Below are 13,770 nucleotides of genomic sequence, written 5' to 3' on the forward strand. Positions count from 1 at the left end.
TCAACGTTTATCTTCTCTCGATGTCGTCTTGCAGGTCAAGAAGAAAAATAGAAGGCGTATGGGAATGCCGAGCGACTAATGACCGAATATGTTTATTCCTTCGAACTTTTGAAGACGGATCATAGGATTGCGCCAAGGCAACAAGGAAACCATGCATGGTGGTTAAGGTGAATGGATCAACTTTATCGATCGTATCTTCTTTGGTATTAATCCAGTTAGCCCACGAAGGCAAAAGCGGTCCTTCTAAATGGCCGTCAAGCTCATGCTTACGAATAGTACAGAGATAGGTTGCCGGCATGCCCTTTCTCAGGAAAGAAACATGGTCTGAGCCATAGGCAAGGCGTATGGCATACGGAATTTTCTGAGCAGCACAAACCGATAATGCACGATTATTAAGCGACTGAGAATGTGGAAGACACCAAATCTCCGTATTTCTTCTCTCAACAACCGTACCGGTAGCAGCCGCAACAACCTCTCCTTGACCTGCACAATCAATATTATACACGTTATCATACCTACAAGAGGATCGTGCATGGTATGCTGACCCTAAACGGCTCGTTTCGTCTACTGTTGTCTCTTGTCTTTCTTCTGCATCAAAGAATGCAAAGGTAATGTGTACCTTTGGTGGTGTTGGGCTTGTAAGCAAGCTTTCAACTGTCCCCAAGAGTTCAATAACTGCTGCACCATTATCATGTGCACCCTGGCCTTCATGTACTCGATCATAATGGGCACCGAAGAGAATGTGTGGCCTATTAGTTCGCAGAGGATCATTTGTATTATTAAATTCATAGAAAATATTTTCAAAAACAATTCCATGGCCCGGGAATGGCTGCGTGCAGGGTTCTATACCCATTTCATGGAGTTTTCGTTTGATATATACTCCCCGTCGGTGGGCTTCCTGGCTACACAGTTCCTGTAGGTTTGTATAGAGATCCATGTTACTTAAATTCAGGCTTTAATTCTCTATTCATCTCCTAAATAATGTTTTGCTTCCTTAACGCAAGGTTCACAGAGTCTTAGACCATAGATTGGTCCAACGTTTGACAAAGAAACGCAACCGCGGCTACATCCAATGACTATCTCCTCATCAGGACAATTTGGCAACAAATAATCGGATAAATCTACATAACCTTTTTGATCATCAGCTCCAACATATCTTCTTTGCCTCGCGAAAAAACAACAAATTGGACCAATGCCTTGACGTTCCCAAGCTTCAATTTGGGTCCTCATCATTTCTATAACTTCTGCTACGGGATTTTCAGTCGATCCAACCAATCGAATCATTTGATATAAATCAGACATTTTATCACCATTGAGATGTGGAAAGATCTGTTCTTTTAAAAATTAGTCTCTTGTTAAGTATTCTCATTTAATCGGAAGCTTTAAATAGTTGAACTATAAGTATATACTCATGAGTATATTTGTCAACAGAAAACAAGAGTTGAAATTCCTGGAAGCTAAATATGGCTCTACCCGCGCCGAGCTTTTGGTCCTATACGGCAGAAGAAGGATTGGAAAAACCGAACTGCTGATGAATTTCTGCAGGAATAAAAAAAGCCTTTTTTTTATGGGCCGGCTAGAATCACGAGAAGATACCCTGAAAAGGTTCAATCACCTGCTTATAGAAGGATTCAACGATAAAAACCTCTTTAATTCCCCTCTTCAAAATTGGGACGCTTTTCTCAATTACCTCGCTGAAAAGACAGATAAAAGACTGCTCCTTATTATTGATGAATTCCCCTTTTTAGTTGAGAGATTTCCTGAAATGGTTTCGGTGTTGCAAGATAACTGGGACTCCAAGTTAAAAAGCTCAAAGATCATGTTAGTTCTTTCCGGCTCAAGTATCAGTATGATGGAGAAATATGCTTTAGACTATAAAAGCCCGCTCTATGGGCGAAGAACCGGACAGTGGAAAATCGATAAGATGAACATATCCCACCTAAAAGAGTTTTTTCCTGCCTACTCCACTGAAGAGATAATAAGGCTTTTTTCCTGTGTAGACTGCATTCCAGGATACTTGACTTTATTCTCTCCGGAGAAGACTCTCGTGGAAAACCTGAAAGAAAAAGTGTTTTCCAAAGGAGAATTCTTATATGAAGAGATAGAAATACTGTTGAGGGAAGAATTTCGTGATCCTGCCAATTATATGTCAATTCTTTCTGCCATTGCCGGCGGATTGACGACCTTTAATGAAATCTTCAATAAAACAAGTCTCGACAAGAGCCTTCTTTCAAAATATCTCGGTGTTCTTGAGAATGTAGCAATAATAAAAAAAGAGCTGCCCATAACGGATAGTTATAAGTCTAAACTTAAAGCAAAAGGTGCGCTCTATTCCTTAAACGACAATTTTTTTGATTTTTGGTTTAGGTTTGTCTACGTGAACAAACAGGAGCTAGAAAAAGGCAATGCAGAGGCAGTATTAAGACCTTTTAAGGTAGATTTTGAGTTATTTGTCAGCAGGAAATTTGAAAATTATATTCTAGAGGCATTATCTATAGGAAAGTTACCAGAATTAGGCAGAATAGACAGAATTGGCCGCTGGTGGCACAAGGAACAAGAAATAGATATAGTTGCTCTCGATGAAAACAATAAAAAGGTCCTCTTTGGCGAATGTAAATGGCAGGACAAAGTTGATGCAGAAAAATGTGTCAAAGACTGCATGGAAAAATCAAAGCAGGTAAATTGGAACAAGGAAAATAGAAAAGAGAGCTTTGCGGTTTTTGCCAAATCCTTCCGCAAGAGGATTAAGCAAGTGGAAGGAAAAAAGGTTTATTGCTTTGATTTAAACGATATTGGAAGAATTAAACTCTTTTGAGAGACAACCCTTCTAAAGCAGGAATAGGATCAAGGGCTTCTCGAATATTCACCAAAGGAACAGGCAAGGTTGTAATGTCATCCATACCTATACGAGGACATGCAGTGTTTACCCAACAATCGATAAACGGGTAGTTTTCACAATGCTGAAAGACAAAAGTATTATCAAGAAAAAGATAGACCTTTTTCCCTTCTTGTTCCAGATTTTCCTTTAATCTCTTCGCAAGAGGTAGATACTGCTGACCTGGTTTTAAGCTGATAAGGACGCCAATAGTCTGAGCTGCGAGGAATTTCTTGAGATTGGCATATCTTTTTCTTTCCTGCTGTAGGATAAATGCGGGAGTAAGTATCTGTGTTTTTGCAGAAACTGGATCCCAGATAATTACTTCTTTTTTTGTTGATTGGGATGATTGCGCTAGGAGAAGTGCTTTGGGATGAAACAGTCCATCTCCAATGTAGAGAAGAACATCAGCCTGAGTAATGATGTCATCAGCAAAGGTATCATGATACGCATCACAACCTAAGATCTGCACGGGCACATGCGTACGTTTGGCTTTGGTGGCGAGAACTTCTATACTGTTTTCATGGAGTTGACGAATAACTGGTTCCAAGGCAAGAAACTGGACCGAGGCAAAAAGCGCAATAGTCTTTACTTTTTTCTTTTTGAACTGCCGTATAAGCTGTTGGGGAAGTTTTATTGGTTTCTCCCATCGTGCATCAATAATCAGCGTGTCCATTACCATCCCTCACGTGATTTATGGTAGAAATTATGTCCCCATTGAATAAGAAGTTCCACACCTACGGTATTCAATCCAAGAGGGATGTCACAGGCACCAAAACAACTTCCCAGCCAAATGATAGTGGTTGCTCCTGTTTCCTTTTCAATAGTGTCAACAATTTCCTTTGCCCGCGGTTTAAGTCCATCAGGAAGCTGAATAAGAACGAGCTTACTCTTTCTCTGTTTTATTTCTGCAATAACACGGTCAAGTTCGAGTGCAAACATGTTCGTTAAACGGGTTAGAGAGGACAACTCTGACAGGATTGTGGAGCTGTTGTTGCTTCAATTGGTGCTAATATTTTTCTTCCTCCTAAACCTTTCTCTCCAAGACTCATTTCTCCACTACTATCTATTTCGGTAAACATTCGTTTGGTGATAACCCCACTTAGTCCAACCTTTGGTGTTGGTTTGAGGTAATCCATTGAGGTAAAGTTCTTTCCAGAAAGCGCAAGCTCCTGAAACTTAGGAAAATCAATCCAGGTATGCCATTTGTTGTTTATGTTGAACTGCTTTTTAGCCATCATAACAGCACGTGATGATACGTGCTCGGTGACGGTCTCATACCCTGGAAGTTCTTTTTCGAGTTCTTTGGCAAAATCAACCACTTCTTCGTGATAGGGCATGTTTTCCTTGACAAGTCGTTGACGGGATGCACCAACAAACATATATCCTTTCAGCTCGATAAAATCAGGACTTGCTTTTTGAATAAGGCGGGCATATTCACTAATATTATCCATATTCATCCCCTTGATGCAGGTAAGCCGAACGGTTGTTCGTTGTTTTTTCTGAGCAAGATATGCAAGACTTTGCTGCAGGCGTTCCCAGTAATCTCTAAAGAGCGGAACATCAATTGTTTTGAGAAGATCTTTTGTCGGAGCATCAAGACTCACGTAAAGCTGAGTAACAGGAGCAAGATCTCGAATCTGTTCCGGATATTGTGCATTCGTTACCAAGAAGGTAGAAATCCCTCGCTCATGAAACAAACGGATGAGTTCATTAATTCTGGGATACGTAATCGGTTCTCCGGTTAACGAAAGGGCAACGTGTTTTATTCTTCGTGATTGTTCATAAACTTTAGGTTTAACTTGTTTATTTCCCTTAAACCCCGCCAAGAGGTCATGATGAGCAGACAAACTTGCCTCGAGCACCATGAGGGGATCATCAACCGTCCACTTCCATTCTTTGGAGACTGGTGCTTTATAGCCACGCCAGCAGAACTGACATCTATTGGCACAGCTCATGGAGGTTGTCATCTGCATGCACTGATAACTCTGAATGCCATAAAAGGTCAATTTATAACAACCACCTTCACTTTTCATCATACTCTTTGTCCAGTGGCAGACCTTGACAGCACTATGTTCTCCAACAACGCGATACTGTTGTTTTTCCAATTCCGCACGTGCTTCAGGGGTTAACATGGTTACGTAAGCCAGAGAGAATGTTCGTGACGTATTAAAACATTTCGTAATTCCTGTAGTAATCCTCTCACTTATATCGGAGCTTTAAGCCCAACAAAATGAGAGAAAGAATAAGGGTCAAAATATTGGCTATAATTATGGGCCAGGACGTGATCAGTAAACCATAGATCAGCCAAAGGAAAACGCCGGTGCTCAGCACCACAAAAAGCCCTAACGAAAGATCCTTAGTATGCTTAGTTGTCCATGTTTTGATAACCTGTGGCACAAACGCAAGTGTCGTGCATGCCGCTGCGATAAATCCAATCACTTCGATGATGTCCATAGAGAAAAGAAGAGCTATGTTCTATTTATTTGTTATGGCTTTTTACAAAAAGCAAAGCTTTAAATATATGATATACCTGGATTATGCAAATGACTAACTTTGGTTAATTATAAACGATTATCATGGGACTTGCCATACCGCTTGCATTACGGATGAAGAAAGAATCACATCGAAAGATAGCTGCTGCGCAAGACATAGTTGTTAAAGAGGTCTATGGCATGTTTAATAACGCAGTCTTTCACGGTGGAACTGCCATCTGGAGATGTTACGTAGGAAAAAGATTTTCAGAAGATCTTGATTTTTATCTCCCACGGGAGGTTACCAAAATAAATGAGCTGTTCAACAGACTTGCGAAAAAAGGATTTACTCTCAAAAAAAGAAAAATTGCTGCGAATAGTGTTTATTCAGAAATGACGTTAGAACGGGTGAACCTTAGATTCGAAGCAACCTTTCAGAAAAAAAAGGGGCATCTGCTCGATTATGAGAATATAGACGGAACATTCACCAGTGTCTATTCCTTAACACCTGAGGAGTTCATCATCGAAAAGGTTCATGCCTATCTGAAACGAAGAAAAATACGAGATCTGTATGACCTTTTTTTCTTAACACCGTCCGTGACAAATCAGGAAAGCGTAGCACCCTACCTCCAACAGCTGATGAAACAGTACCAAGAACCACTTGATAAACAGGATCTTAAAACAACCATCCTTGAAGGAATTATCCCTCAAGCAAAGGATATGCTCGAGTACTTGAAGAGAAAATGGCGAAGCAAAAACACCTAGAACGGACTGAGCAGCTCTTCAAAAAAAGCCCTGTTGTCTTTTTCTCTGATATCAATCGTATTGTGAAGGACAAGAAGAACACAGCCTATGCAAAACAACTACTCAATTCCTTGGTAAAAAAAAGAAGAGTAAAAAGGATAACCAAAGGATGTTACACCCTCTTTGATGATGTGGGATTAAGCGTGCTTTGTTTCAAACCTTCTTACCTTGGCCTTCAGTCAGCACTTAGTTTTCATGGATTATGGGAGCAAGAAACCATTCCGGTGGTTATTACGGCAAACCCGGTACGACAGGGGATAAGAAAATGCATGGGGATGAATGTGCTTATCAGAAAATCTAACAAAAAATATATTTTTGGCTATGAATTTGTGGATGATGCTGGATATTATCTCCCGTATTCGGATATCGAAAAATCATTCATAGACTTTTTTGTCTTCAGAGAAAAACTATCCCCAGAACTTATCGAGACGTTTAAAAAAAAGATAGATGTCAAGAGATTAAAAAGGTACCTTTCTGTCTATCCAAAACGAATCAACATAAAAGTCATAAATGCGCTAGCGAAACGTGACAAAAAGCATACTCCAGCAAAAAGCAAGGTTTAAATAGACTTCCTTTATCTCGCTGAACGAATGGACAGAGCAAAACAGGTACTTGATGAAATCGAACAAATGGCACAGCAGCAGTTTCTTCCCCTTGTTGGAAGAGCAAAGGGAAAAATTCTCCATGAGTTAATAAAAAAACATAAGGTAAACTATATTCTTGAAGTCGGAACGCTCTTTGGCTATTCAGCAATTCTCATGGCACAAGCTCTTCCCGAAGACGGAAAAATCACAACCATTGAGATTGACGCACATCACACGACAGTTGCAGAGCAAATGATTGCAAAGGCTGGATTGAGCAAGAAGATTACCGTTATGCATGGCGATGCCCTTGAGATTTTGCCGCAACTCTCTGATTTGTTTGACCTTATTTTCCTTGATGCGCAGAAAACGCAGTATAGTGATTATCTTAAACACCTCGAGAAAAACCTCAAGCCAGGTAGTGTTCTCGTCGCTGATAATGTGGGCATCTTTCGTGATAAAGTTCAAGATTATCTTAAGCTTGTAAAACATTCGGGAAAATATGAAAGTAAAACAATTATCGTTCCATTAGGACTTCGTGAAGGGAATGATGCTATGGAAGTAAGCATCAGAAAAGAGATAAATAAATAAGAAGGGAAATAAAGGAAGGAGGGGGGAATGATGGAATGGCGTGTTCTTGCCAATGATGGCATGCATGAGCGTGGTGTAGAAAAACTCACTGAGGCGGGATTTAAAGTTGATACCGAGCACCGCGATCTTGATGGATTGGTTGCTGCAATTGGAGACTATGATGCACTCATTGTCAGAAGCGCAACATCGCTTAAGGGTGATGAAGGAATGCGAGTATTTGCAGCAGGCGCAGATCGTTTGAAAGTCGTTGTCAGAGGTGGTACCGGTGTTGATAGTATTGATCTCAATGCTGCAGCGCACTATGGTGTTGGAGTTCTTAATACACCGGCTGCAAATACAACCTCGGTGGCAGAATTGGTCTTTGGTATGATGCTTGCTTATGCCCGTCACATTCCTGAAGCAGATGCAGCAACACAAGCAGGAGAATGGAAAAAATCCAGACTCGAGGGAACAGAGCTTCGAGGAAAAACATTAGGAATCATCGGCTGTGGAAATATCGGGAGAGAGGTTGCTCATCTTGGATTAGCATTCCATATGACTGTCGTTGGCTATGATCCCCTCAGACCATCTGGAACAAGTATTCACTATGTGGATAGTATTGAGGAGGTTTTACGAGGGGCAGATTATGTAACGATTCATACACCTGCTCAGAGAGATGGAAGACCCCTTATCGATTCTGAGCAATTAGGATATATGAAGCGGACGGCTGTACTGATCAACACTGCACGAGGAAGTTTGATAAACGAGGAAACTGTTGCTACTGCTGTCCGTGAAGGAAGGCTTGGTGGAGTCTGCTGTGATGTGTATCATCAAGAAAAAAAGGGTACCCAGTTATTTACAAGCCCCCTCATAGGTATAGGACAACGAGGAGTTCTGACACCACATCTTGGTGCATCAACGGTTGAGGCACAGGAGCGTGTTGCTCTGGAAGCTGCGGGGTATATTATAGAGTGTCTTTCATTAGATCCTCCACAAGTTGATGGGAATATCTATGCCCGCTTTGCCAATGCACAAAATAGATCAAGAGCACTACCAGTAGATGTTGTATTCATCCACCAGTATGATAGGCCGGGAGTTAATGGCGAAGTAGGAACGGTCTTAGGAAACTATGATATCAACATCAATACCAACACGGTTGTTCCCCTAAGAGAAGGAACTGCATTAGCCGTGTATCGTACTGATCATCCGGTTACTTCTATGGCAAGAGATCAATTAAGAACATTAGATGGTGTTCTGCGGGTAAAAAACAATCCTTTGCACGTTTAAGCACACCAGAATCCTTTTTTATTTTTCTTTCCCTTCTGTTTCTCTCTCCTCTCTCAATAATTAAGTTTATAAAGATCCTCTATTCCCCTGCTGGCTATCCTTAAAAAGAGAGGGAATAATGGCGAAAGCATCTAAACCAGTCGTGAAAGAAGTTGAGCATTCAGCAGATTTAAATGAATTTATGGACAAAAAAGAGATTACTGATAGTGCTACAAAAGCCTATGAAATGGCGAAACAACAGCGAGAGATTTCAGTAGCTGAATTCTTTGAAAAAAACAGACATCTCTTGGGATTTGATAATAAGCGAAAAGCATTGATGACCGCCATCAAAGAAGCTGTTGATAATAGCCTGGACGCATGCGAAGAGGCGAGAATTTTACCTGAAGTAATGGTTGAAATCGTTGATATGGGGAATGAGCGTTTCCGTGTTATTGTTGAAGACAATGGTCCTGGCATTGTGAAAAAACAGATCCCTAATATCTTTGCAAAATTGTTGTATGGTAGTAAGTTCCACAGATTACGCCAATCGCGTGGACAACAGGGAATCGGTATTTCTGCTGCTGCTCTGTATGGCCAGCTCACCACCGGAAGACCAATCAAGATTACCTCAAAGATCGGCAAGAATCATAAGGCCCATTACTATGAATTACAGATTGACACCCAAAACAATAAGCCAGAGATTATCAAGGACGATGAATTTGATTGGGAAAAGGAACATGGTACACGCGTTGAGTTGGACCTTGAAGGCTCATACCTAAAAGGCGGCCAATCGGTTGATGAATATCTGAAAGAAACTGCCATTGTCAATCCCCATGTAACGATTATTTATACTAACCCAAAAGCAGAACAGCTTATTTTTCCTCGAGCAAGTGAAGAGTTGCCCAGAGAAGCACAGGAAATCAAGCCACATCCTTATGGTGTTGAGCTTGGTATGCTGATGAAGATGCTCAAGTATACTGAAACACGGACATTGCAGAGTTTTTTGACAAACGAATTCTCCCGTGTTGGTCCAGGAACAGCGAAACAGATCTGTGAAAATGCTGCATTACTTCCTACGACGTCTCCGTCGCAGATGAGCAGAGAGATGGCAGATAAACTCATGGAAGGTATCCGGAAAACAAGGCTCATCATTCCACCATCTGACTGTGTTGTTCCTATCGGAAGCGATCTGCTTGAGAAAGGGTTACGTAAAGAAATCAATGCTGAATTTTATACCTCAGTAACACGGCCTCCTGCAGTCTACCGAGGAAATCCTTTTATCATTGAAGCAGGACTAGCTTTCGGTGGTTCTCAAGGAGCAGAAGAGCCTATGCGAGTGATGCGATTCGCCAATAGAGTCCCACTCTTGTATCAGCAGGGTGCCTGTGCAGTTACAAAATCAATTACATCAACCAACTGGCGTTCCTATGGGTTGAGTCAAAGTACCGGAGCATTGCCGATAGGAGCATGTAGTATCATTGTTCATATTGGCTCTGTCTGGGTTCCCTTTACCTCAGAAAGCAAAGAAGCAATTGCTCATTATCCTGAAATAATTAAAGAGATTAAACTGGCATTGCAGGAATGTGGCAGAAAACTGTATTCATACCTTGCAAAGAAACGACGGGTTGGCGATGAACTCAAAAAACGTGGTTATATTGAAACGTATATTCCCCATGTCAGCGAAGCCCTCAAAGAGATTTTAGCATTGAAAAATTCGGAAAAAGAAACTGTTGAGGAAAACCTAAAAGTCATCCTTGAGAAGACACGAGGAAAGATTGACTTTACTCGTTTTGATGCTGACGCAAGTGAAGATTATGATGAAAGTCTTGCAAAGTTAGGACGACAAGAAGATAAAGATGAAGATATCAATGAAGAAGAATCCTAATAATACAATAAAATAAACCACATTTAAACAGATAAAAATAAAGAGAGACAAGGAAAGTAAAACTGATGATGTGATTATCAATGGCAAAAAAAGTTGTCGATCAATTACGGGAAATTGCACATGCTATCTATGGAGATATCATTAAAAAGAAGAACCCCTCAGTCAGCATGCCGCTTCGTTCATTGCAAAATGTAAAGTACAACGAAACAGAAGGGTACTTCGAACTCGTTGGGAAGGCAAAAGAAAGAACATTGACGGCTTCAACAGTAAAGACCTTTGCACAAACCCTGCGAATGATGGCACTCTCAAAGAGTTTGATTGAGACTGATGACATTGCCACAAAGAGAGAAGCCTATTATGTGAGCAAAAACTGGGAAGAGGCACGTTTCAATGAACAACCAGAATCCGATATGATCATGGATGACGTTGAAGCCATGCTCATGGTCAATCGAGAACAGATTGGCTTTATTCCTGAAGAAAAAGGAGGCGACATTGCAGGAAGGCTTATTGTCATTGATAAAGACCAGGATACCGGAAAAGAGTTGAAGATAGACTGTACCAAGATGGGGTCTGGTGCTTATTCGATTCCTAGCTCTGTAGAAGAATTGCAGTTTGAAACCACTGCCAAATTCATTCTCGCAATCGAAACAGCAGGTATGTTCCAACGTTTGGTAAAACACAATTACTGGAAAAAGGCAAATTGTATTTTGATCTCCTTGGGAGGGGTTCCCACACGGTCATGCCGAAGATTCATTCGACGGTTAAGTGATGAGAAAAAATTGCCCGTCTATGTCTTTACTGATGGAGATCCGTATGGATATCTCAATATTTATCGAACATTAAAGGTTGGGAGTGGTAATGCTGCACACATCAATAAGTTTTTCTGTGTTCCTAGTGCCCAATTTTTAGGGATTACTCCACAAGACATTCTCGATTATAAGTTGCCAACACATCCCCTTAAAGATGTTGATATCAAACGAGTAAAGGATGGTATGAAAAATGACCCCTTTGTAATCCATTACAAAGAATGGCAGGCTGCACTGAAACAACTAACTGACATGAGAAAACGTGCAGAACAGCAGGCATTAGCTAAATGGGGATTGAACTATGTCATTGATAAATACCTTCCAGATAAAACAACCAACCCAAAAACATGGTTGCCATAATCATACAGTAATCAGTATTCATTATTCTCGGAAAACATGCTTACAAAGAAAGTAACTCTTATATAGACCAAAAAAATACTCTTACCAATGATAAGCGTAAAAGATATGCGAGCACGTGAACAAAGTGCTGGAGTTCCGTCACAAATACTCATGGGTCGTGCAGGTACTACGGTAGTTACTGAACTGAAACAAAAGCTCGCTATTACCAAGAAACAGATTTTGGTGGTTTGTTATCATGGGAATAATGGTGGCGATGGATTCGTTGTTGCCAATCTTCTCAGCAAAGAAGCAGAGGTTGATGTCCTTTTTCTTGGAGATGAGGAGAAATTAAGGGATCCTGCACGGCACTATTACAAAGAGGTCGTTGACAATCCGATTATCCAGTTCGTTGATGCTGAAACTGCTGATTTTTCTTCATATGCTGTCATTATCGATGCCATTTTTGGGATTGGATTTACGGGCAAGCTCCCTGAAGAGATTTATGATGTTGTCCATGCAATAAACGCGTCATCTGCGTATAAGGTATCTGTTGATGTTCCTACGGGTTTGAATGCTGATACGGGTGAGGGAACAGAACAATCAGTGCAGGCTGACTTGATTGTCACCTTTCATGACACAAAGCCAGGACTTGAGCAGTTCAAAGAAAAAGTAGTTGTCGCTGATATTGGGCTTGGCCAGTCTTCATGATCCAAAAATGAGTTCTGAGTACTCGTTTCTCACGAATGTTGTTCACGAAACATCGTTGCAGGATCAAATTGAAATTTTATTTGTATAAAATAAGGACCAACAGGATCCCGACGATGAGAAACATCAAAGGGTTGACTTGCCAAGGGAATAGATAATGTATACGCTCCTGCGCGGTTACACCTTCCAAGATCTTGTTTTGCATCGATGACCTCTACGAAAGCATTTGTGCTATCACTCCACACATTATATCCCACAGACATTGTATTAAGAACTCCATTGCCATCAACACGAAGTGGACTATCGGCAGCTACACACAAACTGTTTTCTATGGCGTAAAGTTTGATAGTTCTGGGGACGCTCAGCTTTTCATCTAGCCGCCAACGTCTTGGCGTATATTCCAACACTTCACCAGTCGGAGTAACACCCTGATGATTTCTCCGAGTTAAGGAATCGTAAAATCGCCGCAAGAAAGGATCGTTGCTCCTCTGAATCTCAGAAAGCAGGTCAATTGAACGTATGGCTCGACCTTCATCTGACTGCAGCGTATCACGAACAGTATCGGTAAGATCAATAACCTTCCGTGTTTCTATTCTTCGTGAAGCATTTTCACCGGAGCTGCTCCCTGGTGGGAATTCACTCATATATTGTTCCCATGAATGCTCTTGATACGTCCCATCTGCTTGTTGATAAGAACGGACAACCCCATACAGTCCCGCGTCTTGTAAGGAATCAGCAAGAGCTGTTGGCTTGAGTATTCGTGACATAGGGCTAAGAAAATAGGTTGTATATATAAATATTTCGCTACTTAGCGGTGGTTAATAGGAAGAAATTAGGAAGGTATCCTGCGGAACCTTCCGAATTAAACGGACCCGGAGGCAACGGAAATCAACGATTTCCTGGCCTCCGTTTCCTTCACAAAGTTACGGACCCGGAGGGATTTGAACCCTCGATCTACAGCTCGCCTCGAGAGCAAGTACGAGACCTCTCTCGTAGAAGGCTGTCGCCCTATCCAGGCTAGGCTACGGGTCCATGGGGAAGAGTGACCAGAGACGTTATTTAAACCTTTCCACAATGTTTATAAATTATCTCTTATTCTTCAACGCGTTCAAAGCGCGGGTAGCCAAGCGGCTAAGGCGATCGGCTGCAGACCGATTATTCAAGGGTTCGAGAATGTTGTGTGGAACTTTTCATGCAATTAACGAAAATCCCTTCCCGCGCTTTTTTAGTTTCTACAAATCTATACTTTTTTGTATCGCTCGGTTTAGAACAGATTTCTCGGTCATGAAACAGTACAAAAAATAAAAAGAAATAACTCCGTTATTGTAAATAATAAACAAAAGGCGGCTATCTGAGGGTTGAAACCACTCAGCGTTTCGCCGCCATTAAAGCTTAATACGCTATCAGGCTCTTTTGTTCTCTTCTCTTATCCCAGTGTTTCTCCTGACACTCCTCGATATAGTGC

The 13,770-nt window shown here is 41.2% G+C and carries 15 protein-coding genes and 2 tRNA genes; 9 read left to right on the forward strand and 8 right to left on the reverse strand.

Annotation, left to right across the window (positions count from 1 at the left end; genetic code table 11):
• Window positions 1–7: 7 nt before the first annotated feature.
• Window positions 8–937 carry a M28 family peptidase gene (locus tag HYW21_02050; GenBank protein ID MBI2548110.1) on the reverse strand — a complete coding sequence of 310 codons (930 nt, stop codon included), beginning with the start codon at window positions 935–937 and terminating at the stop codon, window positions 8–10.
• Between the two features lie 26 nt (window positions 938–963).
• Window positions 964–1,284 (reverse strand): hypothetical protein, encoded by a 321-nt coding sequence (locus HYW21_02055; protein MBI2548111.1) that lies wholly within the window; start codon window positions 1,282–1,284, stop codon window positions 964–966.
• Window positions 1,285–1,411: 127 nt separating this feature from the next.
• On the opposite strand from HYW21_02055, the gene HYW21_02060 reads away from it, so the two are divergent.
• Window positions 1,412–2,815 carry an ATP-binding protein gene (locus HYW21_02060; GenBank protein ID MBI2548112.1) on the forward strand — a complete coding sequence of 468 codons (1,404 nt, stop codon included), beginning with the start codon at window positions 1,412–1,414 and terminating at the stop codon, window positions 2,813–2,815.
• On the opposite strand, the gene HYW21_02065 is transcribed toward HYW21_02060, so the two are convergent.
• The 4 genes from HYW21_02065 to HYW21_02080 all read right to left on the reverse strand — a co-directional run bounded on the left by HYW21_02065 (window position 2,802) and on the right by HYW21_02080 (window position 5,332).
• On the reverse strand, window positions 2,802–3,551 hold the full coding sequence (locus HYW21_02065; GenBank protein MBI2548113.1) for a diphthamide synthesis protein: 750 nt from the start codon (window positions 3,549–3,551) through the stop codon (window positions 2,802–2,804). The two genes, HYW21_02060 and HYW21_02065, sit on opposite strands and share 14 nt — an antisense overlap.
• Window positions 3,551–3,817 carry a diphthamide synthesis protein gene (locus HYW21_02070; protein MBI2548114.1) on the reverse strand — a complete coding sequence of 89 codons (267 nt, stop codon included), beginning with the start codon at window positions 3,815–3,817 and terminating at the stop codon, window positions 3,551–3,553. The genes HYW21_02065 and HYW21_02070 overlap by 1 nt, the downstream gene beginning before the upstream one ends.
• Window positions 3,818–3,831: 14 nt before the next feature.
• Complete coding sequence (locus tag HYW21_02075; GenBank protein ID MBI2548115.1) at window positions 3,832–5,010, reverse strand: 4-demethylwyosine synthase TYW1; 1,179 nt, start codon at window positions 5,008–5,010, stop codon at window positions 3,832–3,834.
• Between the two features lie 67 nt (window positions 5,011–5,077).
• Window positions 5,078–5,332 carry a SemiSWEET transporter gene (locus tag HYW21_02080; GenBank protein MBI2548116.1) on the reverse strand — a complete coding sequence of 85 codons (255 nt, stop codon included), beginning with the start codon at window positions 5,330–5,332 and terminating at the stop codon, window positions 5,078–5,080.
• 122 nt (window positions 5,333–5,454) lie between these two features.
• Between HYW21_02080 and HYW21_02085 the strand changes: the two genes are divergently transcribed.
• From HYW21_02085 to HYW21_02115, 7 genes are all read left to right on the forward strand, one after another.
• Complete coding sequence (locus tag HYW21_02085) at window positions 5,455–6,114, forward strand: nucleotidyl transferase AbiEii/AbiGii toxin family protein (GenBank protein MBI2548117.1); 660 nt, start codon at window positions 5,455–5,457, stop codon at window positions 6,112–6,114.
• Complete coding sequence (locus tag HYW21_02090; protein ID MBI2548118.1) at window positions 6,093–6,716, forward strand: hypothetical protein; 624 nt, start codon at window positions 6,093–6,095, stop codon at window positions 6,714–6,716. The genes HYW21_02085 and HYW21_02090 overlap by 22 nt, the downstream gene beginning before the upstream one ends.
• Before the next feature lie 27 nt (window positions 6,717–6,743).
• Window positions 6,744–7,325, forward strand: coding sequence for an O-methyltransferase (locus tag HYW21_02095; GenBank protein MBI2548119.1), 582 nt, complete (start codon window positions 6,744–6,746; stop codon window positions 7,323–7,325).
• 30 nt (window positions 7,326–7,355) lie between these two features.
• On the forward strand, window positions 7,356–8,591 hold the full coding sequence (locus tag HYW21_02100) for a hypothetical protein (GenBank protein ID MBI2548120.1): 1,236 nt from the start codon (window positions 7,356–7,358) through the stop codon (window positions 8,589–8,591).
• A 118-nt stretch (window positions 8,592–8,709) separates the two neighbouring features.
• Window positions 8,710–10,455, forward strand: a complete 1,746-nt coding sequence (locus tag HYW21_02105) for a DNA topoisomerase VI subunit B (GenBank protein ID MBI2548121.1) — start codon at window positions 8,710–8,712, stop codon at window positions 10,453–10,455.
• Window positions 10,456–10,535: 80 nt separating this feature from the next.
• On the forward strand, window positions 10,536–11,621 hold the full coding sequence (locus HYW21_02110) for a DNA topoisomerase IV subunit A (GenBank protein ID MBI2548122.1): 1,086 nt from the start codon (window positions 10,536–10,538) through the stop codon (window positions 11,619–11,621).
• An 87-nt stretch (window positions 11,622–11,708) separates the two neighbouring features.
• The gene (locus tag HYW21_02115) at window positions 11,709–12,308 is read left to right on the forward strand and encodes an NAD(P)H-hydrate epimerase (GenBank protein MBI2548123.1); all 600 of its coding nucleotides are present in this window, start codon (window positions 11,709–11,711) and stop codon (window positions 12,306–12,308) included.
• A gap of 29 nt (window positions 12,309–12,337) precedes the next feature.
• On the opposite strand, the gene HYW21_02120 is transcribed toward HYW21_02115, so the two are convergent.
• Both HYW21_02120 and HYW21_02125 read right to left on the reverse strand, forming a co-directional pair.
• Window positions 12,338–13,072: a hypothetical protein gene (locus HYW21_02120; protein ID MBI2548124.1), complete on the reverse strand. Its 735-nt coding sequence runs from the start codon at window positions 13,070–13,072 to the stop codon at window positions 12,338–12,340.
• Window positions 13,073–13,231: 159 nt separating this feature from the next.
• Window positions 13,232–13,337, reverse strand: a tRNA-Arg gene (locus tag HYW21_02125).
• 81 nt (window positions 13,338–13,418) lie between these two features.
• On the opposite strand from HYW21_02125, the gene HYW21_02130 reads away from it, so the two are divergent.
• Window positions 13,419–13,527: transfer RNA gene (locus HYW21_02130), tRNA-Cys, on the forward strand.
• Window positions 13,528–13,770 lie beyond the last annotated feature (243 nt).

The sequence above is a fragment of the Candidatus Woesearchaeota archaeon genome (assembly GCA_016187565.1).
Classification (GTDB): Archaea; Nanobdellota; Nanobdellia; order Woesearchaeales; family JACPJR01; genus JACPJR01.

What these genes read in the sequence shown, in the direction of transcription:
- HYW21_02085 (MBI2548117.1), top strand. Translation starts at nt 5,455, where the DNA reads ATGGGACTTGCCATACCGCTTGCATTACGGATGAAGAAAGAATCACAT.
- HYW21_02095 (MBI2548119.1), top strand. Translation starts at nt 6,744, where the DNA reads ATGGACAGAGCAAAACAGGTACTTGATGAAATCGAACAAATGGCACAG.
- HYW21_02070 (MBI2548114.1), bottom strand. Translation starts at nt 3,817, where the DNA reads ATGTTTGCACTCGAACTTGACCGTGTTATTGCAGAAATAAAACAGAGA.
- HYW21_02050 (MBI2548110.1), bottom strand. Translation starts at nt 937, where the DNA reads ATGGATCTCTATACAAACCTACAGGAACTGTGTAGCCAGGAAGCCCAC.
- HYW21_02110 (MBI2548122.1), top strand. Translation starts at nt 10,536, where the DNA reads ATGGCAAAAAAAGTTGTCGATCAATTACGGGAAATTGCACATGCTATC.
- HYW21_02080 (MBI2548116.1), bottom strand. Translation starts at nt 5,332, where the DNA reads ATGGACATCATCGAAGTGATTGGATTTATCGCAGCGGCATGCACGACA.
- HYW21_02060 (MBI2548112.1), top strand. Translation starts at nt 1,412, where the DNA reads ATGAGTATATTTGTCAACAGAAAACAAGAGTTGAAATTCCTGGAAGCT.
- HYW21_02115 (MBI2548123.1), top strand. Translation starts at nt 11,709, where the DNA reads ATGATAAGCGTAAAAGATATGCGAGCACGTGAACAAAGTGCTGGAGTT.
- HYW21_02090 (MBI2548118.1), top strand. Translation starts at nt 6,093, where the DNA reads ATGGCGAAGCAAAAACACCTAGAACGGACTGAGCAGCTCTTCAAAAAA.
- HYW21_02120 (MBI2548124.1), bottom strand. Translation starts at nt 13,072, where the DNA reads ATGTCACGAATACTCAAGCCAACAGCTCTTGCTGATTCCTTACAAGAC.
- HYW21_02065 (MBI2548113.1), bottom strand. Translation starts at nt 3,551, where the DNA reads ATGGACACGCTGATTATTGATGCACGATGGGAGAAACCAATAAAACTT.
- HYW21_02105 (MBI2548121.1), top strand. Translation starts at nt 8,710, where the DNA reads ATGGCGAAAGCATCTAAACCAGTCGTGAAAGAAGTTGAGCATTCAGCA.
- HYW21_02100 (MBI2548120.1), top strand. Translation starts at nt 7,356, where the DNA reads ATGGAATGGCGTGTTCTTGCCAATGATGGCATGCATGAGCGTGGTGTA.
- HYW21_02075 (MBI2548115.1), bottom strand. Translation starts at nt 5,010, where the DNA reads ATGTTAACCCCTGAAGCACGTGCGGAATTGGAAAAACAACAGTATCGC.
- HYW21_02055 (MBI2548111.1), bottom strand. Translation starts at nt 1,284, where the DNA reads ATGATTCGATTGGTTGGATCGACTGAAAATCCCGTAGCAGAAGTTATA.